Below are 24,535 nucleotides of genomic sequence, written 5' to 3'. Positions count from 1 at the left end.
ATCCGTTGCGGCCTTGTTAGGCACGCAGGTCTTTTGTCACGCCGCCGCGGCGCAGGAATGGAAGCTGGACACCAGTATTTCGCAGAGATTTCTCTATAGCGACAACCTGCTGCTTGGCCGTGACAATGAGATCAATACGGCCGGATCGGTTACGACGCCGACACTGCGTCTGACACGCAATTCTCCGACGCTGAATGTCTCGTTGGATGGTGCCTTCGATTTTTCTGAGTATTTCAGCGCATCCGATTTCAACTCCCAGGACCAGCGGCTGCGCCTGAATGCCACCAAGATTCTCAGCGAAAGAAGCTCGCTGTCTTTGGGGGGCGGCTTCATCAACGATACGCTGCTCAAAACCGAACTCAATGAAAGCGGCAGATTCGTCAATCACCCCATCGGCCTCATAGCGTGGGACGTGCGGCCGAGCTGGAGCTATCTTCTCTCGCCGGTCGACCAGTTTACTTTGTCGGGAAGCTATCGCTCCAACACCTACGACAGCAACGACAAGGTCGACTACACCTATTATGGGGCCACGACACAATACGGCCACAAGCTGAGCGACATAGACCAGCTCACAGCGACTGCCAGCTACTTTCGCTATGTGCCCGATGGCAGTCGTGACAGCGGCGATGACGTCGCCACCAACACGTTCAGCGCACTTCTTGGCTATGGATACGAGCCGTCGGAAAGGCTCTCTCTCAGCGGCGCTGCCGGCCTCGGCTACAGCATACGCGAGAGCTCGAGCGGGTCTGGGCAGAATAACGACAATTCAGATGATACGGGCCTTGGCTATCGCCTCAAATTCAATGCCCGCTATGACATCAGCGAAGTGACATCGGTCCGCTTCGACCTGTCCCATGATTCCGAGCCAGGCAACGACGGTGACCAGACGACCCGCAACCGCTTGACGCTCGGTTTTGATCAGGCCCTGACGCCGCTCACGAAGTTTTCCCTCAACATGCAATATGTCGACACGTTCGACTATCTCGGCCTCAACAACGATCCTTCCAGCGACGGCAATGAAACGCGCTTTATCGCGGTCCGGCCGTCCTTGTCCTGGCGCCTCACGGAAGATGTCAGCCTCAATGCCGAATATAACTTCCGCTACAAGCTCTATGAGCAGGGCGACGATGCCGCCATGGCGAATGCGGTCTATTTGACGTTACGCTACCAACTGCCGACCTGGGCGTGGGACGGCTACTGAACACGAACCCGCGGCCGGTCTCCGCGAAAATCAGAAGACAGCGCTTAGCTCTGCCCAATAGAGATCCTTGGCCCGCGCGACGCTGTAATATTCAGCCCGTTGCGCTGCTTTAACACCATACGCCTTGCGACGCTCAGGATCGGTCATTGCCTGCAGCGCCCGCGCCATGGCCGCCGGATCATTGGGCGGCACCAGGACGCCATGCTCGGCAAAGACCACATCGTTGGCCACCGCTTCACGCGGCAGGTTCGCGAGAACTTCAGACGGGCCGGACGTACAATTCGTCGATATGACCGGAATGCCGAGGCTCATCGCCTCAAGAAGGCTATTCGGGAAACCTTCTGCATTTGATGGCAGAATAAACATCTCGGCTCCCCGCAGGGCTGAAAACGGATTGGCCGAGAAGCCGGCCAAAGTCACCTGCCCATCAAGACCGTGCTGCGCGATGAGTGCCGCCAACCGCTCTTTCTCCGGCCCTTCGCCGAAGATAACCAGGCGCTTTCCTGTCTTGGCAGCCGCCAGTGCCTCAATCAGCATGGCAAAATTCTTGTTTGGCACCAACCGCCCCATGGCCATCAGATATGGCCCGCCAGCGACCGCCGCCGGATCGCGTGCCGCGTCGCTGCGAATCCGCTCAACGTCGATCGGGTTTGCAATGACCGGAATCATGTCACGTGGCACACCAAATGACGTAACCAAATCGTCAGCGACACCTGGAGAGACGGCAATGATACGTTGCGCCAAAGGATAGACGAGACGCACCAGCCATTTTGCCAACGCCGCTGATCGGCCGGTTGCAAGATGCGTCGACGTGTTGACACGTTCGCTGATGAAAACCGGAATCCGCAACAGCCTTCCGGCAATGACATTCGCAAGATTGGCACGGGTCAGGAAGCTCAATGTCGTCGTCGGTCGCAAGCGCCGCAAGGCCAAGAACAGCTGCCAAGTACTCCGCAGCAGCGAATGCCGGCAGTCAAGCTGCTCGACCTTGACCCAGTCCGGAGGCTGATAGGCGGCCGGCTCCTGGTCCAGCAGGACCAAGGTGATGTCGTTGGCCTCGCTCTCCGCCTTGGACGCGCGCAGCAGCGTGCACATGACACGCTCGGCACCACCGCCAGCCAGAGAATTGATAATGAAGACGACACGCCTGCGCACCGTTGACATCTTAGCCATCTGGTCGGTCATATTTCCTCGTCGCGAACATCACGCATTGCGCCACGTCATCCTGCATCATTTCGGCACAGACGGAGCATTGTGACAAATCCGCTCATCATCGAGCGTTGAATTTTGATATCTCGGCCACTCCGCCAGATCTCTCGGGCAAAAGCACGGATGCATGTCAGTCGGTTGCGGCCCCTATAGCGGTAGATAGATTTGGCATAGACGCCGCCGGCGCCAAACAAATAATAGATCCTGCGCTGCCTTGCTTCGCTGCGATCGCGGCGGTGATCATGCGATACTTTTGGATCCGGGAAATAACCACCCTTCCAACCGAGGAAGGAGACGCGCAATGCCACTTCCCATTCCTCGCCAGCGAACGGCGTTCCAGCACCAAACCGTTCATCGAACTCTCCGACGCTCACCAGGCACTCCCGGCGAAACGCCATGTTCGATCCCTGGATAAAGCCATTCGGGACAAAGGCCCGCGCTTCAACCCATTTGATTCCTTCGTACTCAATGCACCCAAGAGTATCTTGTTCGGCAGTATGGCGCCGGATCATGCCCGAGGCGTAGCCGATCTCGGGATAGTCAGCAAAGACACGGATCCACGCCGTCACAAGGTCCCTGTCGACGTAACAATCATCATCGGTGAAGATCACCAGATCGCCCGCCGCCTCGCGCATCGCAACATTGCGCCCCGCGGAATTGCCAGGTGTCAGCGTTTGCAGCACGCGACACTGGAAGCGGGTTTCTTTTCCAAAATCCTCCAATATTTTGAAGGAGATCTGATCGGTGGAGCCATTGTCTACCAGCAGCAGCTGAAGATCACTATCCGCTTCAAGCGCTTCAATATGCTGCAAGCATGTCCGGAGGCGATCGCCACCGTTCTTGGTGCAGAGGATGAAGGTCACACGCAAGGAATGCTCCTACACGGCCATGAAGGGATATGTCGACGCGCTGCCATCACCAAATCCCTATCTTCTCAAGAATTTGCTGCTCGCCTTGCGCCACAACGCCAAAATCTCCTCCTCCGGCCCATTTGGCTTGCCCGCAAGAAGCCAAAGAACCACTGTACTGGCGATGTAGCAGCCAGCACCCACCGCCACCAGGACGGTGATGTACGAAAGAAGTTCTGTCGTCGTTTCGCCTGCACTCCAAACCATTTGCAGCCCGTAGACGCCGGCACTCATGATTGCCACAGCTGTCATGGATCGGAGATTGGCTTTCAACTGCACGAAGATAGGCAGCGCTATCAGCTTTTTTATGAGAAAGAGGTTGATGAACACAGCCACGAGGCCGGTAATGATGCGCGCATAGACCGCACCCTGCAGGCCATCGAAGTAGATTCCAGCAGAGATCAACGGCAGGCGAAGAAAGAAGAATTGCGTATCTCGAATGAAGAGCAGACGTGTTACACCCAACGCCATGCCCAGCGGCTGCACGAGAGTTCCGATCGTTTGAATGGCAAACACTGTCGCGAGCGCTTTGATAACGATTGTCACCGGCAGCCACTTCTCACCCATCGTGACCAGTACGAGCGGATCGGCGACCAGCGCCATTCCCACGCCGAGAGGCAAAGCAATGGCCGTGACCAGCCCTTGCGCTCGCTGATATGCACGCCTCAGGCGATCATGGTCGTCTCTCAGGCGCGCGAACGCTGGAAACAGCGTTTGCGTCAGTGGCAAAGTCGCTTCACGCGTCGGTAGCATGGAGAGATTGCTGCCGACGGTGTAATAGCCAAGCGGCGCGGCTCCCAGAAATTTTCCGATAAGCAGCTGATCAAAGCGCCAGATAATCGTGGTCGTAATCTGACTAAGGGACAGCCATATGGAGAAAGACCACAACTCCTTGGCATGCCGAAAGCCGATCTTCGGCCGAAAAGGCAGGACCGTATACGAAATCATGACCTGCGCCACCTGGCCGGCGATTGTGCCAGCAATGAGCGCCCAGTAACTATGATAGACGAGTGCAACCACAATACTGACAACAACACCGATCAGCTTCTGCGATACGCTCAGAACAAAGTCCTGCCAAAAAATCAGCTGCTTCTGAAGCATGATGCGTCTTGGATTGGCGAGTCCGCTCAGGACAACGCTGAAACCAAGCGCATACATGATGCTGGTCAGCCGCTCATCGCCGTAGAAATTTGCAGCCATCGGCCCTGCCGCGGCGAACAGACCACCGAGCACGACACCGCGCGTCATTCCCAGCGTCCATGCCGCATGAAAGTGATCGTCGGTCGGCTCCCGGTGATGCATGAGCGCTTGAGACAGCGAAAGTTCGGTGACGGCCTGAAGGATTGCCAACATGGTCGTTCCCAACGCGACCAGACCGAAATCTGCGGGTAACAGGAGGCGCGCCAGGACGATTGTCGAGATCATTCCCAGGCCATTCACCAGGCCGCGCGATGCACTGATCCAGACGCTTCCTTTCAACAATCGCGTTGAGAGATTGCTCACGGACGCTTCCTCAGTAATGATTCAGGCCGAAGGGCTGCCTGAAGGCAGTGTGGATGATTACAGCCTTCAGGTGGTGTCTCTATGACCATAGTTGTGTTCAGGCTCATTGCCGGTATGCCGACGTCAATTCTTTGTTGCGATTATTTGGACGTATCAAATCAATGAAGAGAAATCTTCATGAGATGTAGAGATCATCCATCTCGCCAGCCCGCTACCCGGTGATGAGCATTTTGCGATCGGCGTTCTTGACCGGCAGCTTCACGCACGGTTGCCGGCCCAGCTTTGCCGCAGCCAAGCCCACGCATAGCGGGCGGCGCCATAGCTTTCCCAATACCCACAGGTCGGTCGCCATCTAACCCGGCGCGGCAGACCGATCCAACCACGCAATGCGTGGCTTGGCGCTCCACAGCTCAGCAGCAGCTTGGCATGGTAGGCACCACGCCCAATGTCGTAATCCCGGTGCAAAGCTGCGATCGAATCTGCCTTGCGCCCATGATGATGCGCAACCACGATCGCCGGATCGTACTTGCCGTGCCATCCGGCCAAGCTGGCGCGGGCTGCAGCATCGCAATCCTCGGCAGGAAACGGCGCACCGCTGCCGAACAGCGGATCGAACCCATCGATCGCAGCAAGAACCTCGCGCCGGAATGCCATATTGGCGCCTTTGAGCACGCCGGGCACGACATACTGGCCCCGCGGCAGGAGCTTCGGCTCGGTGGAGAGGCTGATCGTTGCCGGAAAGTCGGTCGGATCATGCAGCAGAATGCGACCGCTCACGTATCCGAGTGCTGGATCCTGAAAAGCAGCGACTGTCGCCGTCAGAAACGTTGGCGCGACATAACAATCATCGTCCGTGAAGGCGATGATCGCGCCTTTCGCGTTGGCAATCCCGGCATTGCGCGCGTTGCTCAACCCCTTGATCGGCTGCCTGACATATTTGACGGCCATCGGCGCCGAAGCGGCGAAGCTTGAAATCACCGCAGCAGTGTTGTCGCTCGAGCCGTTGTCGACCACGACAAGCTCCCACGCGCCGTCATAGTCGATCGCGGTGATCTTCTCCAGGCAAGCACCCAGCTGTGCGGCACGATTCCTTGTGCATACAACGAGAGAGATATCCATAGGCACTTCCTGTTGACGATCTGCTGCAGCCTTCATCGAACTTCTCTATGGTCACATGTGTTCTTATGAACCAGATGTTCGAACGCTCGCATTCAAAGCTCTCCCCGGCCCAGCAGCTTTTGCACCCGATGCGATATTCGCATCGAGCGGATGTAAGTTCGCGTCATCTGCTTATCCAACAAATGACGGATCTTGAGGTGCGGCGGCATCTTCTGCGTCTTGTAACGATCGAGGCCGATCGCTGAGTCTGCCGATTCCTCCATGACGGAGAACGGAAAGACTGAGAGATTACGGATGCCGTGCCGCCACGAACTATCGATCTGGTCATCGATCGGGCGGCGAACATGCTTGCAATACTCCATAAGAGTCTTAGCAGCCGGCTTGGCGATGACATAACCCTGCGTGCCGCTGGCATAGCCAAACAACTCGACGATACGCCGATTGTAGTTGATGAAGCGCCGCTTCACGATGCTGCTCTTGACCGGCACATTGTAACACAGTCGCAAATAGCTGATGTCGAGTTCCGAAAGATCAAATGCCGCAATCTTGGCGACCAACTCCCAATCAACGATGACATCATCCTCTACAATGACGTACTGGTCGTATGAGCTCTGCAACAGGCTTTCCCAAGCGGCGTAGTGACTCGAATAGCACCCAAGTTCGCCAGGGCTGAGCGTGCGGCCCTTGGCTACCAGGGCGTCGGCGTCGTTATACGTCAGCGCCGGATGCAGCGTCGTATAGGCCGAGAAGAATTCCCAGCCGATTGGTGTATTCTGCGAACGCTCCGCAAAGCGGCGGCGTCGCTCGATTGAGCTATCCATGCTGATGACCACCACCTTGGTGGCGATTTTTGCGTCCGACGTCATACCGCTCTTTGCTCCTGTCGGGACAGCGATTCCGAATTTTTCAGTCCAGCCGTCCCGGCATGTTCCTGAAGCACAGTATCGTAGATGTCTTCCAGGCGTTTCGATTGTCGCATGATGTCAAAATTCGCGTGCACATGCGCTCGTCCTTTCCGCCCCATGTTCCGCGCCAATTCGGCATCGTCAAGAATGGCCGCCAATGCCCGCGTCAGGCTCTCGACATCTCTATCAGTGGCCAGAAGGCCCGTCTCCTGATCGGCGACTGCTTCGGGGACCGGTCCTTGACGAAAGGCAACGACTGGTACGCCGAGCATTTGTGCCTCCAGATAGACAAGACCCAACCCCTCATTGTCACCATCTGTCGCCTGGGTGCTGGGCATGCAGAAGATGGTCGAAGACTTCATCTCCCGCAGCACCTCTTGATGCGGTTGCGCGCCTCGAAACTCGATTGGCAGGCTACGATCACGGGCACTTCGTTGCAGATGATCGGCGAGCGGGCCCGTGCCAATGAACACGGCATTCACCTTCTTCCCTTGCTGGACCAGTCTTTCGATGGCGTCGAGCAGGAAAAACACGCCCTTTTTCTCAACCAGTCGGCCGACAAACAGGACTTTATTGCTTCGCGTTTCACCCTCGGCCATTTCGTTGGTCGCGAGAGGAATACCCAGATAGTGCCGCGTCATTCTGGCTGCGGGAAAACCGCGCTTCTTGCATTCAGCCAGCAGGTAGTCCGAGACCGGCAAAAACCGCGCGACCGTTTCAAGTAATGTCTTCTGCAGAAACTGTCGAGAAAGGCGGCGCCGAAGGGAAATACCTGCCGCATTGCGCAGCACATCGGCGCCATGGAGTGTCACCAGCAAAGGTATCCGCTTCCGCGCCGCGTAGCGCGCCAGCAGGATGCCGTTGTCGAGAAAATGCGCATGCAGAATGGCAATCTCATTGTCTTCGACGAGCTTGTCCAGCGGCCGGCAGATTCCAAAGAAATACAGGCCGAGTTTTTCAACAACATTGAGTGAGAGAATCCGGGTCTTGGCCGGATCCGTCGCGATGCCGGCCACTTTCTTCAGCCCCACCAAGAGGGAGTCGAAGCGCCGCAAAGAGCGGGCATGCTGATCGATAAACGTCTCCGACGTCGGCAATAGGCTTCCCGTAAAGACCAGCACAGTCGGCATTATTCGTCCTAGATTTTGGCTGGCAGCCGCCAATGCTGCAGCGCACAATAATTCCCGCTCAGCGCTCTTTTGTCCAACGAAAAAGAGGTCACAGCACCAGCAATTTGGTGCGCTATGAGCGGTCGACCAGAGCTGGGCTGTATTCGCTAATGAGCGCCGCGAAAGGCGCGCCGGAACCAGGACGGGCGCACCTGCTGAGTACGCTCAACACGATGCCCTGCATATAGCTCGTCATCAGTAATGGCTTTGACCGGCATCGCCAGGCTTTCCATCTTGCTCGCTTTGGCGACCTGGCTTGCAAATGGCGGCAATTCGGCCCGCGCTATGTTCGCTTCCTTCACGAAAGACGAGATATCCTTCACGACATTGGGATCTGTCGGGTCACCACTGCCCGGAAAGGCGGACAGGCCGCTCGCCAACCGATCTCCAATCACACGAAAGATCGTATCGAGATCGATGGACCGGCGCTGCTCGGCATAGCCATACACCAGGGCCATATCGCAGATGGAATTGATGACACGAGGCACGCCCATCGAGAAATAATGGATCCCGCCGATCGCCATGTCATTGAAGATCAAATCCGGAGCGCCCGCCACATTGAGGCGATGTGCGACATAATGCAAAGTCTCCGCACAGGAAAGCGGAGACAGGTGATAGGAAACACTAATTCTCTGGGCGAATTGACAGAGCTCCGGCCGGCGCAGTTTTTCCAGAAGCTGTGGCTGCCCAACAAGAATGATCTGCAACAGCAAGTCTTTATCGGCATTGATGTTGGAGAGCAGCCGCAACTCTTCCAGTGCTTCGATGCTCAGATTCTGCGCTTCATCGACAATAAGGACGCATCGCTTGCCGGCGCCGTATTCCTTTATCAAGTACATCATCAATTCATGATGCAGATCGGCATTGGCGCGCATATTGGTTGGTTGTCCAAATGCAGCAAGCGCCCAGCCAGCGATGTCGGAATGCGTACTATGGGTGTTTGAGATCAAACCGATGGTCAGATCCCGCCCCACCCTACGCAGAAGAGCCCGGATAAGCGTCGTCTTGCCCGAGCCAATCTCGCCGGTAATCGCACAGAACCCGGCCTGCCCGGCCAGGCTGTACTCCAGCATGTTGAGCGCCAGAGAATGCTTCCCGCTCAGAAACAGAAAGTCGGGATCCGGCAACAGAGAAAATGGCTTCTCGCGCAGATCATAGAAGGCTTCATACATGATAGGAGACCACCCGCATGCAGCCAAACAACTGAGCTGGCTGCGTTCGCGCAAGCAGTTCCGTTGCCGCATCAATGAGCATTCAGCAATGTCCCTACAATTGGCTTGCTGCCCAACAACTGGGCCGACTTTTCAACATCGGCTTTCGTCGTATTGCCGCTTCTTGTCACAAGAAGAACTGCATCGACATTGGGAAGGAAGCCCAGCGTATCGCCCGACGTCAGCAGTGGCGGCGTGTCGTAAATGATGATCCGGTCCTCGTAGCGATTCCGCAATTCGGCCGCCAGCGCCGTCATGCGTGGCGAACTGATGATCTCGGCTGCCTCGCTGCTTGCCGTCCGTGCCGGCAGCATGACGAGCCGGGAGACACCCGGGCTGATCAGGCATGATTTGAGGTCAGCCTTGCCGCGCAAATAATCATCAATGCCAGCACGCGGCGCGATGTGAAATTTTTCGTGCAGCCCGGGATTGCGCAGATTGACGTCGACAAGAAGGACCGTCTGATTGACGTCGAGTGCAATCGCGAGCGCCAGATTGGCAGCGGTCGTGGTAACGCCTGCCGATCGTTTGGGGCTGGTGACGGCGATGGTCGACATCTTGTTGACCTTGAGGCGCTGAAGCACCTGTGTCCGCAGCAATCCGTAGATGTCGGAGACGGGGTGTTCCAATCGGTCGCCGATCAGCCGCGCTTCGCTCACCCGCCGGCCATTGGGGGCCGCGACAGCCGTTTCCGTATATTCCGGGGCTATGCCGTTGCTGGACTCGTCGTGGCGGTTATCGGCCGTTCTTTGGCGACCACCGAGATGGGCGACCCGCGCTTCACGCGCCAGCGCCATCGCCTTTTCAATTGCTTCCATATCTGCTCCACGAATATCCAGTCAGCATCCGGTCGCAGATTTTGCTGCGCCTGCGAAGAGTATAGCCAGAGCTGCGTTGGATCGTAAGACCCGTCAGTCAATTGGTCACAAAAATCCAACGGAATCCGGGCCCAGATCCTTAACCATCCCTCATCAGGTAAGTTCCCGGCGGCTCCGTGGATAATCGTAAACGGCCAGCCCGGTTTTGCGGCCTATTGCTGGACCGGCAGGCCCCTCCTACGCCGCGGCGTAGCCCCGGTACCAGTCGACGAAGCGGCCGAGTCCGGTCTCCAGAGAGATACTGGGCGCATAGCCGAGCTGCTTCCTGCTCGCATCGATATCCGCCCATGTGGCAGGGACATCGCCTGGCGACGGCGGACCATAGTTAATTTGGGCCTTCCGACCACAAGCTTGTTCGACGATCTCGATCAGCCGGGACAGGCGTTCCGGCTTGTCATTGCCAAGATTGTAAAGGTGATGCGGTATGTCGCCGCTTGGTGGCCGGTACAGTGCCGCAACGATGCCATCGACGATGTCGTCAATATAGGTGAAATCGCGGCTTTGCGCCCCGTCCCCATTCACCTCGATCGGCCGTCCAGCCAAGATCGCAGCCGTAAATTTGAAATACGCCATGTCCGGGCGGCCGGCAGGCCCATAGACCGTAAAGAAGCGCAGCCCGGTTTGGGGAATCCGATAGAGGCTCGCATATGCCGCACTCATTAGCTCGTCAGCGCGCTTGGTCGCCGCGTACAACGATACCGGCTGCGCAACTGGATCCTCGATCCTGAAGGGGACGTTCTGGCTTGCCCCATAGACCGAGCTTGAACTGGCATAGACCAGATGCGCCAGATGCGGCATCGATCGCGCCAGCTCCAAAATATGCAGATGGCCGGCGAGGTTGGCATTCAGATAGTCGAGTGGCTGATCAATGGAATGCCGAACACCGGCTTGTGCCGCCAAATGGACGATGTGCGAGATACTGCCCTCGCTGGGGGCCAATGTTGCGCGCAGTTCTTCGACCTTGGCGATATCGGCAAGGTGGAAAGTAAAAGCTTGCGATCGCTGCAGTTCCGCAAGGCGCGCCTGCTTTAGCCGCGTATCATAATAGGCATTTATATTGTCTATTCCGATAACACTCTCACCACGCGCGATCAAAGCTTTGGCGACATGATAGCCGATGAATCCCGCCGCCCCCGTTACCAGTATCGCCATTCCTCAAACCTCTAAGTCGATCAAACTGTGTGAATGATTTTGCTGAATATGCCGTGACGGAATTTATGACGGATGGTCAACAACGTGCCGCCAGGCAAAGAAAAAGCCCCCGGATAATATAATCCGGAGGCTCTTACTTCATTGCCTATGCCACGCGACGAACCGTCGCGCGCAACCCTCAGGCCGCTGTGGCAGCCAGCTTACGCTTGCGGTAACCCGCGAAGCCAAGGCCGCCGAGTGCCGTTGCAAACAGCAGCAGAGCGGGCGGGATCGGCGTTTCGGTAACGTCGACGTTAAACTTGTAAGTATAGCCGTTGCCAAGCGGCGCACCGGTTGTGCCAGCAATACGGAAGAAGTAGTCACCCGACGCGAGATCCAGATAGCTGAAGGTGATGCCAGTGCCGGTCACATCGGTGAAAGTCCCAAGCGACGTGCCGGGATCTGCTGTGGTGAACAGGTCAAGCTTGAAGTTCAAGCTATCGAGCACGATCCCGAGAAAATTCGTGAGGTCTGAAATCTCGCCATTCAGCGTCGTGCTGACTGCCGCGAGCGAGAACGTGATCGTGTCCTCAAATGCGGTGATGCCGCTACCAATATTGACCACAAAACCGGACTTCCCGGTTTCAGTGATCTCGCCAAGGTCCAGCGACGAAGCCGACGCCTGCGTGCTCATCAAACCCAAGCCCATCAGGCAAGCTGCAAAGGCAAATTTTAGCGACTTCATCTGCTTAATCCCCTCAAGTCTCAATTAGGACGCCGTGAGTATTCCGGAGCTCCCTTAATGCCTGCATGTTACGGCCGCCGTTTATTAAAATACAAGTGACTTTTCGCAGATGCAAAAATAATATTTCTGTGATGAGATCTTGCAACACCTTTCGCTCCTCCGATTATTATCGTTTTTTAACATATAGTTACGATCTGCGTCAGATTTATGGCTCGCAGCCAGAAAGGTCAGCAACACATACTAATTGTTTAATGAATTCGTTAATATCGGCGTTAGCAATATATACCCCTCTATGAGGCACTTTTTGGTGCCGAAAAACCGACGACGAGGCATGCGCAGACCTCGATCACGATGGACGATCGGTCGTTTCTTTTGCCCCGCCATGCTGTAGAAACTCGCTGTAAGCTGATGTCTTCTTGGCGCGCTATGACGCCACATATACGGAATTCAACCATGCAACTGCGCTCGGCGGGTGCCCTTCTCGTGATTCTCGCCAGTCTTGCTTTAGGCGCCTGCGACTCTCCACAGGAACGGGAGGCCGAGCACATCAAAAATGGCAAGACGCTCTACGAAGCTGGCCAGTATGCCAAAGCCGCGATCGAGCTGCGCAACGCGCTCCAGATCAACCCTACCAGCACTGAAACGAAATACCTGCTTGGCCAGGTGCTCGAACACCAGGGCAATCTGGCCGCAGCCTTCTCGGCATTCCAGGAAGTGTCATTCCAAGACCCCAAGCATCGTGATGCCCAACTCAAGCTGGGGCAATACGCGCTGATGAACGCCGATGCTGCTGCCGCCACCCTCCATGCTGACAATGCCATCGCACTCGACCCGCAGCGCGCAGACGGTCACACAATGAAGGCAGCCGCCTTGTTGTTGCAGCGGAAGTTTCCGGACGTTGATGCCGAGATTCAAGCAGCGCTTTCACTCAAGCCACATGATGAAGATGCGCTCATCGTGCAGGCGAGCGAACGCTTGCTGCAGGGCCGGGCCGCCGATGCGGAGGCGGTTATCGCTGACGGCCTATCGGCAAGCCCCAAGAGCAAGCAATTGCTCACCTTCCGCGTCAAATTACTCAGAGATCAAGGGCGCACCCAGGAAGCGGAGACCACGCTTCGGCAGTTGATTGCCATCGAGCCGGATAACCCCGACTTCATCCTGGCCCTGGCCAAGGATCTACATGACGGCAATCAATTGGATGCGGCGATCAAGCTGTTCCGTGAATCGATCGCGCATAGTTCTGATCCGCTGCGCTTGCTTGGCGCCTACGCCAACTTCCTTGAGACGACCGCCGGCGTGCCGCGGGCGATCGATGAAGTTTCGGCCTTTTCCGGCACGTTCGGCGACAAGTCGAAATACAAATTTCTCCTTGCCCGCTTGCACGTGAAAGCAAAGGAGTTCGACAAAGCCATCGAGATTCTTACGCCGCTGGTCAACAGCCTGCAGCGCGAAGACGAGAAGCTCGACGTGCGCGTTGAATTGGCTCGCATCGAGCTCCTGAAAGGCAACCGGGACACGGCCATCAAGCAATTGGATGCCATCGTCCAAGAGGATAAGAGCCAGTATAATGCCCTCTTGTTGCGAGCCACCATAGCGCTCGAAGACGGCAGATATGACGCCACCATCGCCGACGCGCGGTCGGCCTTGAATGAAGACCCGCAGTCCAGCGGCGCGCTCGCGGTCCTGTCGCAGGTCTACCTGCGGACTGGCGAACAAAATCTCGCCGTCGATGTGTTGCGCAACCTGACCAAGGTGGCACCAAACAATCTAGACGCCCATTTGCAGCTCGCGGGCCTGCTGCTCCCAAATTCCGCTGACGAGGCCCTTCAGCACATAGACGCCGCAATCAAGCTCGCGCCGGACAATTCGGAGCTTCGTCTCAAGAAGGCCCAAACTCTTATCTATTCGAAGCGCTGGGATCAGGCGGAAGTAATTGGGCATGATCTGCTCAACAACCCGCCGACGGCCGGGATCGGGCATCAGATTCTTGGCGAGGCAGCGTTCGTCCGGAAGGATTACAAGACAGCCATCGCGGAACTGAAAAGTGCGCTCGACGCTGGCCGCCATTTTGACGATATCGGTCCCAAATTGACCCAGGCCCTTGAATTGTCAAAAGGCGCCGCCTCGGCAGGCGGCGAGGCACAGGATGGCGGCTCGGCGGAACAGCTGCTCAACGATCGCATTGCCGCCAATCCGAAGGATGCCATGGCTCTCATGCTGCTGGCGGATTTGCGCCTGCACGCGGGCGATCCCGCCGCTGCCGAACAGGCTTTGCGACGCGCGGTTGAGGCCGATCCTAGCAACAACATGGCCTATCTGAATCTGTCGCGTGTCCTGAAACAGGGCGGCAAGATAGATGAGATGGCGGCGGTTCTGGCGCGGGCGGCAAAGCAGTTTCCTGATGACCGGCTTATGCAGGAAAGTGAAGCGATCGGCCGCGAGATAGCAGCTGATTATACTGGCGCCAGGACCGCTTATCAGCAGGTTCTCGCAAAATGGCCGAATAGCCTGGTCGCGGCCAACAATTTGGCGCAGTTGGTAGCCGATGTCTGGCCCGATGACCGGGATCAACTCAATGCAGCAAGACAATTGCTGGAGAAGTATCGGGACAAAGACAATCCCGCAATCCTCGACACGCTTGGCTGGGTTCAAACGCGCCTTGGAAACGGAGAGGATGCCATCATTCTTCTTGAGCGCGCGACCTCTCTTGCACCAAACAACAGCGACGCGCTCTACCACTATGCTGTTGCGTTGTCGCAAAAGGGCCTGGCGGAGAAAGCGAAAACCACGGTGCAGCGGGCGCTGGCCAGCGGCGTCAAGTTCCGTGGCATCGAGGATGCCCAAGCCCTGGCCGAAAAACTCCGTTAGCAAGCGGCCTAGCGAAGATTGGCGATATCGACCGCCGCACCAGGATGAGAGCTCAGGATATTGGGCCGCCTGGGCGGTCTCGCATCTCCCTTCGGTGGCTGTGCTGGAATCTGCGATAGACCGACAGGGACGGCATGCAGCCGCATGTAAACGGTATAGCCGCACATCACACCGTAGAGAATATTCCCTTCCAGCATCCAATGCGGCATGGTTGCCATGTTCAGCAAGAGAAAGCTGAAATGGGCCATGATCAACTTGCCCCGCCCTTCCCGCCGCACGCGTATAGCCGTCAGAAACATGGCTCCCCATAGAAAGCAGAAAGCGACAATACCAAACACGCCATATTCATAGAGTGCCGAGACAAGGGTGTTATGAGCATAGACAGTCATGACGCCGATCCAAGAATCGGGGCCATATCCCACCAAGTGATTGGTTAGCGTGCCGTCGATATACGCGTCGATATAGCCCGCCCAGATATAAGGCCGTCCGGACAGCAACTGCTTCTCGTCCATCGTATATTCATATTGTGGCTTGATGAGATTGTCGAAGGAATCGGCAACAACGGCCATATCCTCGAATCTCTCACGCATCGTCCAACCGATTGCCACCACGATAACGCCACTCGCGACCAAGGCCACCGCAGCAATGATACTGCGCTGTCGCGACGAAAAGCGGCTGATGAAATCCAGATTGAATTGCGCCACAACCAGAGGCGCGAATGCCAGAATGACGGTCCGATAATTTGCCGCCAGGATGCCAAGCACGAAAACAACCAGCAATGTCCATCTTGCCCACAGGCTCAAGCCGCTGGCAAAACATGTAATGAACAGGCCGGTCGCCAGCACCACCGAGAACGCGGCTTCGTGATTGAATCCGCCAATATAGCTGGCAGAACCGTCCGCTTCATTGGCCTTGCCGGCACCGATGGCAATCGAAATGATCTGCAGCGACAAGGGAATGAGAAATGCCCATAGCAGGAGATTGGACATGCGCTTCTCGCCCAACGCGCACAGTCCCTCGTAAACGCTGATTGTCAAAACGACGAGATAACCGAACTTCACGCCGACATCGACGATGCTGGATATATCATGGTTGGCAACACCACTCAGCACGACCACGGCGATCAGGAAATAGCAGGGGATCAGCTGCTTAAGCAGCAGATGACGCGCCTGGATAAGCAATATTCCCAGAACGAAGACAGCAGCCGATCCCAACGCATTCCACGACAGGCCAATCGGGGACGAGCTGAATGTGAATGTATGATGGGCAGAGGCCAGATAGCGGAAACTGAGCGCAAAGAGTGCAAATGCGGCCGCAGCGGTGCTGGCGAAGCGAAGCCGGTAGCCGATCACGATCAACAGGAGAATGGTTACCGGATAGAGTATGGCACCCGGTAGCGTTGATCCTCCGCCGATTTCATCAATCATGCTCGCTATCCTCACACGTCAATCGATAACCCCGCTCGCTCTTTACATGTTTGATGCGGAAAAGAACGCCCGGTATCTGTGAAAATTCCATACTAATCTGCCCGCGCCAGCGTCACGAAGCCACAGATATAGAACGGATTCCAGGTTGACTATACCCGACCTACGACTCAGTCTAACCAAAATTGATAAGCTGACACTCGCGCCATTCAGTCACATATCAACAGCGGCAACACCTGTCGCGGAAAGCCATTGCACTATGGGACCTTATTGCAAAGTAACGGCACATGACAATCGAAACGCCGCCCTTTCCGGCACGGATTTGCCACGGCGCGCGATGCTCCGATTTGCGCTGGCCGCTGCCGTTCTACCTCTCGGATTGCGATTTGCATTTGGGCAGTCGAGTTCCGTTCCGTTTGAAAAGATTCTCGCGAGCACCAAGACGATCAAGCGCTTCACCCAGGCTGGCGGCGGTGATCTCGATGGCAGCAGCTGGACCAATGCCATGCCCCTCTCCTGGCTCTCCAAATCCCTGGCACTCGCGGACCCAAATTCCGCCTTCCTGCTCGGCATAGATCTCGACCGGGAAAAGCCCGCCACATTCGGGCGGGACAGGCAAATTTTCATCAAGACATCTGGCACGCCTGAGGCTCCGATCATATTGCTGGCGGGCAAGCCGGCCGGCGACCTGGAGACAGTCTCCCCTGACAGCAAAGCTGTATCGCCGCTTTTTTCAGGCACGCCAGCCTGGACCATCGAGACATTCGGCAAGCAGAAAGGGCCGCCCTGCTTCATCGCCGTTGGCGGCAGCGCTTCTCATCTCATGCTTGGAGGCTTTTCGTTTTCCAACACATCCGGCGACGGCTTTATCAAATTTCGCGCTGGCAAGGACAAGCCGGCGACGTTTGACTCCGTTCATATCGCGGGCTTGACCGGCACGTCGATTGGCCGTGCCATCGAAACAGATCGCGGGGCCACCCTGACCAATCTCCTGGTCGAGGATTGCACAGCAACCGGCGTTGTGCGCGGCTTCGGCAGGTTCCGGCAAATTAGTAAGGCCACCTTCCGGCACTTGATCATTGATGCCGATCACATGGATGCCGGGGTCAAGAACGCCTGCCAGCTGATTGCCATCGAATCCGGTGACGACATTCTGTTTGAGGATATCGTCCTGAAGAACGCCATATCCACGAAGAAGGATTCGTATGTTCAAGGCGACGGCATTGTTTGCGAACGCAAGACGCGCAACATAACACTGCGCCGTTGCCAGGGCACTGGCATGGGCGACGCCGCTTTCGATCTGAAGACAACCGATGTCACGATGGAAAACTGCTCCACAGACGATTGCAAATTCGGCGCACGCATCTGGACGCAGGGCAACAATGTCATCCGCGACTGTTCATTCACCAAGCCCACGACACGTGGCAGCACAAGTGGTGCTTGCGTGCAGGCATCGGGCACCTTGGAAATTACCAACACCAAATTTCAGGCCGGCAAGGGCACCTCTGCCATCGCCCTGCATATGCTCGATAAGAACAAACCGCCCCACGTCAGGATAAAAGGCGGCTCAATCCAACTCGACGACACTGCCGCTTTGGCCACAACCAACGGAATCGCTACACTTGAGCTGCAGGATGTCTTAGTCAACGGCGAGAAGCGCACCCAGGTCTATCAACTTGACCACAATCTCGTCAGGTAGGAGCGCGTCTGTTACGAAGCCTCGGCGCACACCATCACAGTGGCGCCAGACGGTTGACGTAGTCAGCTGACCCCTGCAGAGAAAGGACCTTGGCTGGAATGCCGCCGACCACAGCGTTTTCCGGCACATCCTTGGTCACGACTGCATTGGCACCAACGACCGCCCCATTGCCCAGCGTGACACGGCCGATCACCTTCGCACCAGACGCAAGGAAGACGCGATCACCGACGATGGGCGACCCCATGAGCTTCCCGCGGTTGGCCTGTCCTAACATGATGCCGTGGGTGAAATTGACGTTGCTGCCGATAATGGCGTCGCCGTTCACATAGATCCCGCCAAAGCGGTTGATGAACAGCCCAGGTCCGATAACGGTGTATTCCGGAATCACGATTCCGTACTTGTACCGGCAACGCAGCAATATCCATTTCGACAGGGGATAAAGCAGCAAGATCTTGGCCCAGGCATGAACGCGGAAGTAGCCGCATGTGCGCATCCAGACCGTATATTTAAAGCCGGGCGTGAACAGAAAATGCCGCATGAATGACTTGAAGTCGGCCTTGCCTGCATAGCGAAACAGATCCGCACGGAGCAGTCTTGAGAGTTCGGCAAACGAGCGTGCACAGCCGGCGGAATGTGGCTTTGCAAGATCGCTGAGCGCGGCCGGTTGCGATGTCGTGCCAGGCTCAATGTCAGCCATCATCTTCTCCTCAATGGTCAATTAACTTGCCTCCATCGTACTTATGGCTGATCAGGATCTGGCAGCACCAGACCGAAGGCCCAAAACAAAACGTATCGCCGCTCCAACGAGGCCGGAAGAAAGCGTCGCCAGCACGAGATATTTCGAAGGGTCTTCCCAAGTGTGGAATCCCTTCCATGTCGACGCCTTAAGCTGGGCCGATTTCACGGTACGGATGCAATATTTGTAAACTTCCAGATTATAAATCTTGCGCAACAGCAGCTGCACGGCAGCGGATGAGCCTGGCAACATCGCCTCGATTGTCGCGCACATGCAATGCCGTTCGTTGACCGATTTGCGATTGGTCACCATGTTGACCGAATCTTTATGGTAGATCGCGCTCATCGTCGGTGTGATCGCAACAGCGCCAAGAGCGGCAATACGGAACCACAGATCCTTGTCGCCACCGCGCGAGCACCTGCCCGCTGGGAACAATCCGGCCCGCTGCAGGGCATCTTTTCGGCACGCGGTTGCCGATGTCCAGATCGGTGACCCGCCCAGATCCAGCCATTTCTGCAAGAAGGTGCCAAAATCCAAGAACTCCGGCGTCTCGCTATTGCGGCTGCGGGAATAGATATCTGGCTCGTCGGGCCCACCGGCCACGACATTCTTGTAACCGGTACTGACCGAAACTACGTCATGATTTCCGGCCAGTTCCAGAGTCTGCCGCAGTGTTGCCAGATGTTGCGGCATCCATTCGTCATCTGCATCGAGGAACGCGATCCAGTCGCATGTCGCGCTCTCAATGGCCAGGTTGCGAGCAGCATAGCCGCCAGGCCCAGGCTGCGTCCGTCGCAGCAGCGTGATCGCCGGGTCGTTCAAGCTTTCAATATATTCGTAGCCGCCGTCGGTCGACCCGTCATCCACGATGATGATCTCGCGCGGCGCCAGCGTTTGTGCCTTCAACGAGTCAATACAGCGCTTGATATGTGGTCCTTTGTTATAGAGCGGAACAACGACGGAGAACTCAATCATGGCACTCGTTTCTCTTTAGGCGGCCACCGCCGCCACCTGACACAAAACTCATTTCCAATAGCACTTCCGAGACCCTGCAATAGATCATCGGCCGTACCAACTCATCGGCACGGATGTTCACGACACCGGCATCAACTGGAGCAGGACGATCGATCCAACAACCAAGACAGTGCCGATCGCGAGGCTGGTCACACCCGCAACACGCAATCGCCGACTGCGCAGCTCAGCACGTGTATGGATGTATGGAACTGTCGCCAATGGCATCTCACCGAAGGTGCCGAACAAGGCCTTGGCGTCGTAGATGCGGGAATCAAGGAGATCGAGACCCAGCATCAGCGCCGCCCCAAGCAACAACGCCAACAGGCTGCCGGCAGCATAGAAGAGCTTACGATTGGGCGAGACCGGAACGTCCGGATATTGGGGCGATTCAATCACCGAGAATGTCTCGCCTTTGCTCTGCAGCTCCATGGTCTCGGCCACCTGGGCGTCAGCTTCCTTGTCCTTGAAGGACTGATAGCGCTGGAGTGCCGCCGCATGCTGCTCTTTAAGCGTATTGTATTCCGCCTCGATGGTCGGCGTTTGCAGAATTCTCTCCTGCAGCTGCTTGATATTGTCTTCGATCGTCGCAGTACGCGTGCTGATCCCCGACAATTGGGCGGTTACATCAGCAAGCTGGCTCTGCAGCTGCAGATAATAGGGATTGTCCGGTGGACCTTTAGGTGCGGAAAGCTCGGAAATCTGGGGAGCAGCGGCGCCTGCGGCACTGAGCTCCTCCAACTGCCGGCGCAAGCGCTGCACCTCCGGATGCTTTTCACCATAGCGCTGCAAGGCATCATTCAACTGGCTTTGCAGCGTTTCAAATTTGGCGCGGTCCAGGGAAGCGTTGTCGATATGCCCCAACTGCTGGCGCAGAATTGATATCTGGCGCTCAAGCCTGATGACGTCGGGATGCTTGGTGCCGTACTTCGCTGACATATCACTGTGCTGCAGCTCGAGGGCGAGCAACTGCGCCTGCGGAGTTACGGGGCGGCCTTCGGAGGTCATCGGCGTATAAGGGCTGACCTGCGAAAGTTGGGCCTGCAGGAAGCTCTTTCTGTCGCTCAGAATCTGAATATCGCTACGATTCTGCATCAGCTGGGCCTGTGCCTGGCTGAGCATTTGCGTGTTGAAATTGAATTGCTCGGGCAGGCTGCCATTGTACTTCGACTTCAGATCGAGCAATCGCTGCTCAAGCGCCGTCACGTCACCATTCAGCTTGTCAGCCTGCTCCGTCAGAAACACTGTCGTGCCGGCCGCCTTCTCCTGCCGAGATCGATTGTTTTCGGCCAAATAGAGATCGGTCAGTCGGTTGGCGACCTGCTGCGAAATGTTTGGATTCTCATGATCGAAAGAAAGTGTGAAGGCGATTGTCGCCTGAGGTGCCTGCCGGGACTTATTGCCCTGTGGCGCACCCAGATTTGCACTGACGACCGACAGGGCAACCTTCGTGCGCATCTGCGCGATAATCGCTGAGCGCGGCTGGACCTTTTGCAGTTCGGGATAGAGCCCGAAGCGATCGATGATCTCGTTGAGATGCTGGCTCGTCATCACTCTCTGCTGAATGATCTGCAAGCGATCATTCGCGAAAGTCGACACGGTCGATTTGATCAGGTCTGTCGGAACGTCCGGTTCTTCGATCAGAATCGTCGCCACCGATCGGTAGACCGACGGCAGATTCTTGACAACGGCATAGGTCGCCACAATGCCAACCAAGGCAAGGGCGATGCCATACCATTTCCGGCGACGCAGAGCGCCGATCACGTCGATATTGATCAGCCGATCATCCGCATGCAATGCCATCGGATTTCCTCACCTCTCCTAAGGTGCCATGCAACGGCGCAACGACAGCCGTATCATGGCAGATATTCCGTCAACTTTGGCGCAGCCTGCGCCACAAACCTGCTTATCGTTCGATCCGCGGCGTCGACATCACCATTCTTGATCGGCGTAACGAATCGCACCAGCGCACCGTCGCGCCGGTTGTACAGTATCGAATTGGCGAATAGCCGAGCTTTGGCGATGTACTCATTGGTCTCGACGACGCCACCCTCAATAAACCAATAGTAGACCAGCTGCCGTTCTGTGCCTTGCGCGATAATAAGCCTGTTTATCTTCATTGTCTGCGCGCCGGCGCCCGAAGCAATAGGGATATCGCGGGCACCAACAGTTTCGATCTGCCAGCCACCGCCGGGAATGCATATCAAGGGTGAATGGGCGGCGCTGCCGCTGATTTGAGAGCGATAGTACGCCGACCATACATTTACGATTTCATCGTCGCCGGCCACAAAGTTCACACTCAAATAGTCAGTTGCAGCAAGAGCCTTCAGCGATTCATCGTCGATCGGCTGTGCAATGCTGCTCCATTCATCTATCTGCCGCGGGAAGGAGTCGAACGACGCCCGAGCCGGCAAGTTCTCGCTCCGGGTCCCCACGGCCAGGATGATGCCCAGGCAAAGCACGCACAGCCCGCCAACAGCCGATACCGGCAAGATCCCAAGAAGCGTCCGTCGTGCCTGCAAATCCGGCTGACCGGCTGCCTTGTGCGGGAAATCCAGATCCAGCCTGCGCAAGAGAGAGCGATCGCCTCGACCGACATAGCACAAGGCCTTCATCTCAATCGCGAGCAGCAACAGGCAGCCGCAGTAGATGACCCAGCCTTCGAATTCGTGAAAGAAGCCCTCCGCGGCCGCGGCGCCAAAATCGTCAACCAGGATCCCGGTTACGGCAATGCGGATGATGTTCATCAGAATCGTGATCGGGATGCTCGACAAGAAGATGGCGAGCCGCTTTACAGGATGACCGACAAACAGATAGGCGCAAAGAAACGAGAAGGTCGCCAGCGGAAACAAATAGCGCAATCCGCTGCAAGCCTCCGCCACCTGCAGCTTGATCGAACCGAGATCGATGATGTTGCCTTCACGCAGGACCGGAATGTCGAAGGCGCGGATGACCGCGACCGCGCCGATCGACGAGACCAGTTGCAGCGCAGAGGTCAGAATGACCTGAATGCCGTTGGCCAAAGGCAGGCCGAACAACAGAAAGACCAGCCCCGGCCATACCTGGCGCGATCTCGCTTCGCCTTGCCAGGCAACGAACAGACCAATAGCAGTCAAGAACAGGCCAACCAGTCCAGGGAAATGCGTTTGACTGAGATACTCGATCAGTCCGAGCAGCAGGCCAACAATAACGATGGCCACACCTGACCAGCCGCCGCGTATGGGAGCATCGGCCCGCCGCATGTCGCGCCACAGCATGAGGGCAACAACGGGTGGCACCAGAAGACCGTAATTATACTCCGGCGAATGTTGCCAGGTATCCAACGTGCTCAGTATCGAGGTCCAGAAGATCGCCGTGATCAAGCCCGCCGACGCAGCCAACAGCAGCAACGTGGCTGCGCTGGCCCGTGTAGGCCAGTAGCGTCCTTGGAATGATGATGCGGCTGACTGAACGAACATCGCTGATGATACCTTTGCCAATGCTTCAGCCGGTCGCAACGGCAGCATAAACTTTTTGTGTGGCCACGGTTATCGGCCCCCAATCAAAGCGGCGGCCGATATCAACGGCGTCGACACGGAAATCGCCGCAGTCTTGGCGCAGTTTGGCCGCCAGTGCCTGCGTATTTCCGCTTTCAAAATAGTTATGGGCCGGCAGGCCGATATCCAGATTCGGTCGGATATCGCTGAGCAAAGTGGGCACTCCAAGGCTTCCCGCTTCCAGCGCCACAATGGGCAACCCTTCATGGGTGGAGGGCAGCACGAACAGTTTGGCGTTACGATACAAGGTCCGCAACATATCCCGCCCTTGGAAACCGCAGAATACGATCTCGTCCGTCGCCTGCGCCATCAATCGCTCGGAATACTGATCGGCATGATCTGCCTTGCCGACAATGGCCAGCTTGCCGCCCGGCTTGGCAATGCGAAACGCATCGATCAGAAAATGGAACCCCTTTTCGGGCACGATTCTGCCAACCGCCAGAATATACTTGCCGGCTTCCAGCCCGAGGTCCCGAAGTGCGGCGGTATCGTCGCCAACACCCGCCTCGCCCGAGAGAGTTATTGCACCGTTCGGAATATGTTCGATCCGATCTCTTCGACTTGGATTCTGATCGCGCAAATCCTGGGTTACCGATTTCGAAACCACAATGACTCGATGCGCCGCTCGGATGGCGCATTGCTCACCTAACCGCAACACCATCTTGGCAAAACCGTTCCACTTCTCACGTTCGAAATCTTGCCCATGATGGGTGACAACGACTTTCATTCCCAAGAGACGGGCCAGGGGGCCGAGCAAAGCGGGGCCGATCCCATGGATGTGGATCAGGTCGGCCTTCTGAATGAAGCGGGCGTGGAGCACGCCGATGGTTGTGCTGGTGATCGCTTCGAGAAACTTGCTTCGTGCCGCGGGGAGAGGAACAACGTTGATACCCCGATATTCGAACGGCGCGCGCGCGAGATAGGGCCGGCGCGCGATGATGGTTATGTCGTATTGCTGCGCCAATTCAGCCAGACGCGGGAAAATCTGCTCGCAATGCGATTCGATCCCGCCCATGACACCGGGAACGCCTCGCAAGCCCACGACGCATATTTTGATCTTAGGTTCCGGCCTCATATGCCCCACAAATTCTTAATTTCTTTATCAAGAGCTCATGAGCTCAAAAGCGGCCATGCCGCACCGCAACTATAGTTTATTGTGCATCGCACTATCAACCGAACTCAAGGGCGGCAACGCCAAATCTTGCCAGCACCATAATGGTCGGTGCCTGCACGGTCAGACCTCACAAATCAAACCATCGCCAAGCCATATCCGTATAACACA

General features: G+C 56.6%; 19 protein-coding genes. 3 read left to right on the top strand and 16 right to left on the bottom strand.

The genetic code is table 11. The features are described from left to right. Positions 1-13: 13 nt before the first annotated feature. Positions 14-1,201: a hypothetical protein gene (locus AC1DWZ_RS01125; protein ID WP_477167019.1), complete on the top strand. Its 1,188-nt coding sequence runs from the start codon at positions 14-16 to the stop codon at positions 1,199-1,201. A gap of 30 nt (positions 1,202-1,231) precedes the next feature. On the opposite strand, the gene AC1DWZ_RS01120 is transcribed toward AC1DWZ_RS01125, so the two are convergent. The 10 genes from AC1DWZ_RS01120 to AC1DWZ_RS01075 all read right to left on the bottom strand — a co-directional run bounded on the left by AC1DWZ_RS01120 (position 1,232) and on the right by AC1DWZ_RS01075 (position 11,979). Further along, positions 1,232-2,374 carry a glycosyltransferase gene (locus tag AC1DWZ_RS01120; RefSeq protein WP_477167018.1) on the bottom strand — a complete coding sequence of 381 codons (1,143 nt, stop codon included), beginning with the start codon at positions 2,372-2,374 and terminating at the stop codon, positions 1,232-1,234. 47 nt (positions 2,375-2,421) lie between these two features. Next, a complete protein-coding gene (locus AC1DWZ_RS01115; RefSeq protein ID WP_477167734.1) occupies positions 2,422-3,273 on the bottom strand; it encodes a glycosyltransferase family 2 protein in 852 nt (283 codons plus the stop codon). A gap of 63 nt (positions 3,274-3,336) precedes the next feature. After that, a complete protein-coding gene (locus AC1DWZ_RS01110; RefSeq protein ID WP_477167017.1) occupies positions 3,337-4,821 on the bottom strand; it encodes a lipopolysaccharide biosynthesis protein in 1,485 nt (494 codons plus the stop codon). Between the two features lie 258 nt (positions 4,822-5,079). Continuing rightward, a complete protein-coding gene (locus tag AC1DWZ_RS01105; RefSeq protein ID WP_477167016.1) occupies positions 5,080-5,940 on the bottom strand; it encodes a glycosyltransferase family 2 protein in 861 nt (286 codons plus the stop codon). 92 nt (positions 5,941-6,032) lie between these two features. Next, positions 6,033-6,806, bottom strand: coding sequence for a glycosyltransferase family 25 protein (locus AC1DWZ_RS01100; protein WP_477167015.1), 774 nt, complete (start codon positions 6,804-6,806; stop codon positions 6,033-6,035). After that, positions 6,803-7,975 (bottom strand): glycosyltransferase, encoded by a 1,173-nt coding sequence (locus tag AC1DWZ_RS01095; RefSeq protein WP_477167014.1) that lies wholly within the window; start codon positions 7,973-7,975, stop codon positions 6,803-6,805. Before AC1DWZ_RS01095 ends, AC1DWZ_RS01100 begins: the two co-directional genes overlap by 4 nt. 146 nt (positions 7,976-8,121) lie before the next feature. Continuing rightward, positions 8,122-9,186 (bottom strand): ExeA family protein, encoded by a 1,065-nt coding sequence (locus AC1DWZ_RS01090; RefSeq protein ID WP_477167013.1) that lies wholly within the window; start codon positions 9,184-9,186, stop codon positions 8,122-8,124. 71 nt (positions 9,187-9,257) lie between these two features. Then, on the bottom strand, positions 9,258-10,043 hold the full coding sequence (locus tag AC1DWZ_RS01085) for a CpsD/CapB family tyrosine-protein kinase (protein WP_477167012.1): 786 nt from the start codon (positions 10,041-10,043) through the stop codon (positions 9,258-9,260). A gap of 237 nt (positions 10,044-10,280) precedes the next feature. Beyond that, positions 10,281-11,255: an SDR family NAD(P)-dependent oxidoreductase gene (locus tag AC1DWZ_RS01080; protein ID WP_477167011.1), complete on the bottom strand. Its 975-nt coding sequence runs from the start codon at positions 11,253-11,255 to the stop codon at positions 10,281-10,283. A 178-nt stretch (positions 11,256-11,433) separates the two neighbouring features. Further along, positions 11,434-11,979, bottom strand: a complete 546-nt coding sequence (locus tag AC1DWZ_RS01075) for a hypothetical protein (protein ID WP_477167010.1) — start codon at positions 11,977-11,979, stop codon at positions 11,434-11,436. A 351-nt stretch (positions 11,980-12,330) separates the two neighbouring features. Here AC1DWZ_RS01075 and AC1DWZ_RS01070 point away from each other — a divergent pair, with 351 nt between their 5' ends. After that, on the top strand, positions 12,331-14,847 hold the full coding sequence (locus AC1DWZ_RS01070; RefSeq protein ID WP_477167009.1) for a tetratricopeptide repeat protein: 2,517 nt from the start codon (positions 12,331-12,333) through the stop codon (positions 14,845-14,847). Positions 14,848-14,855: 8 nt separating this feature from the next. On the opposite strand, the gene AC1DWZ_RS01065 is transcribed toward AC1DWZ_RS01070, so the two are convergent. After that, positions 14,856-16,274, bottom strand: coding sequence for an O-antigen ligase family protein (locus AC1DWZ_RS01065; protein ID WP_477167008.1), 1,419 nt, complete (start codon positions 16,272-16,274; stop codon positions 14,856-14,858). A 256-nt stretch (positions 16,275-16,530) separates the two neighbouring features. Here AC1DWZ_RS01065 and AC1DWZ_RS01060 point away from each other — a divergent pair, with 256 nt between their 5' ends. Continuing rightward, complete coding sequence (locus AC1DWZ_RS01060; RefSeq protein ID WP_477167007.1) at positions 16,531-17,970, top strand: right-handed parallel beta-helix repeat-containing protein; 1,440 nt, start codon at positions 16,531-16,533, stop codon at positions 17,968-17,970. 34 nt (positions 17,971-18,004) lie between these two features. Here AC1DWZ_RS01060 and AC1DWZ_RS01055 read toward each other — a convergent pair whose 3' ends face one another. The 5 genes from AC1DWZ_RS01055 to AC1DWZ_RS01035 form a co-directional block, all read right to left on the bottom strand. Further along, positions 18,005-18,667, bottom strand: coding sequence for a serine O-acetyltransferase (locus AC1DWZ_RS01055; RefSeq protein WP_477167006.1), 663 nt, complete (start codon positions 18,665-18,667; stop codon positions 18,005-18,007). A gap of 51 nt (positions 18,668-18,718) precedes the next feature. Beyond that, on the bottom strand, positions 18,719-19,681 hold the full coding sequence (locus tag AC1DWZ_RS01050; protein WP_477167005.1) for a glycosyltransferase family 2 protein: 963 nt from the start codon (positions 19,679-19,681) through the stop codon (positions 18,719-18,721). Positions 19,682-19,798: 117 nt separating this feature from the next. Continuing rightward, on the bottom strand, positions 19,799-21,520 hold the full coding sequence (locus AC1DWZ_RS01045; RefSeq protein ID WP_477167004.1) for a hypothetical protein: 1,722 nt from the start codon (positions 21,518-21,520) through the stop codon (positions 19,799-19,801). A gap of 53 nt (positions 21,521-21,573) precedes the next feature. Beyond that, entirely contained in the window at positions 21,574-23,223 is a 1,650-nt protein-coding gene (gene xrtD / locus AC1DWZ_RS01040; protein ID WP_477167003.1) for a VPLPA-CTERM-specific exosortase XrtD, read from the bottom strand. Next, complete coding sequence (locus tag AC1DWZ_RS01035) at positions 23,201-24,268, bottom strand: glycosyltransferase family 4 protein (protein ID WP_477167002.1); 1,068 nt, start codon at positions 24,266-24,268, stop codon at positions 23,201-23,203. The genes xrtD and AC1DWZ_RS01035 overlap by 23 nt, the downstream gene beginning before the upstream one ends. Between the last annotated feature and the right edge of the window lie 267 nt (positions 24,269-24,535).

The sequence above is a fragment of the Dongia sp. P2_B8 genome (assembly GCF_056404715.1).
This window is presented reverse-complemented; position numbering and strand designations above follow the sequence as displayed.

Coding starts and splice junctions, on each gene's coding strand:
- AC1DWZ_RS01120 (WP_477167018.1), bottom strand. CDS start 2,374: ATGGCTAAGATGTCAACGGTGCGCAGGCGTGTCGTCTTCATTATCAAT.
- AC1DWZ_RS01105 (WP_477167016.1), bottom strand. CDS start 5,940: ATGGATATCTCTCTCGTTGTATGCACAAGGAATCGTGCCGCACAGCTG.
- AC1DWZ_RS01100 (WP_477167015.1), bottom strand. CDS start 6,806: ATGACGTCGGACGCAAAAATCGCCACCAAGGTGGTGGTCATCAGCATG.
- AC1DWZ_RS01095 (WP_477167014.1), bottom strand. CDS start 7,975: ATGCCGACTGTGCTGGTCTTTACGGGAAGCCTATTGCCGACGTCGGAG.
- AC1DWZ_RS01090 (WP_477167013.1), bottom strand. CDS start 9,186: ATGTATGAAGCCTTCTATGATCTGCGCGAGAAGCCATTTTCTCTGTTG.
- AC1DWZ_RS01085 (WP_477167012.1), bottom strand. CDS start 10,043: ATGGAAGCAATTGAAAAGGCGATGGCGCTGGCGCGTGAAGCGCGGGTC.
- AC1DWZ_RS01080 (WP_477167011.1), bottom strand. CDS start 11,255: ATGGCGATACTGGTAACGGGGGCGGCGGGATTCATCGGCTATCATGTC.
- AC1DWZ_RS01075 (WP_477167010.1), bottom strand. CDS start 11,979: ATGAAGTCGCTAAAATTTGCCTTTGCAGCTTGCCTGATGGGCTTGGGT.
- AC1DWZ_RS01070 (WP_477167009.1), top strand. CDS start 12,331: ATGGACGATCGGTCGTTTCTTTTGCCCCGCCATGCTGTAGAAACTCGC.
- AC1DWZ_RS01065 (WP_477167008.1), bottom strand. CDS start 16,274: ATGATTGATGAAATCGGCGGAGGATCAACGCTACCGGGTGCCATACTC.
- AC1DWZ_RS01060 (WP_477167007.1), top strand. CDS start 16,531: ATGGGACCTTATTGCAAAGTAACGGCACATGACAATCGAAACGCCGCC.
- AC1DWZ_RS01055 (WP_477167006.1), bottom strand. CDS start 18,667: ATGGCTGACATTGAGCCTGGCACGACATCGCAACCGGCCGCGCTCAGC.
- AC1DWZ_RS01050 (WP_477167005.1), bottom strand. CDS start 19,681: ATGATTGAGTTCTCCGTCGTTGTTCCGCTCTATAACAAAGGACCACAT.
- AC1DWZ_RS01045 (WP_477167004.1), bottom strand. CDS start 21,520: ATGGCATTGCATGCGGATGATCGGCTGATCAATATCGACGTGATCGGC.
- xrtD (WP_477167003.1), bottom strand. CDS start 23,223: ATGCTGCCGTTGCGACCGGCTGAAGCATTGGCAAAGGTATCATCAGCG.
- AC1DWZ_RS01035 (WP_477167002.1), bottom strand. CDS start 24,268: ATGGGCGGGATCGAATCGCATTGCGAGCAGATTTTCCCGCGTCTGGCT.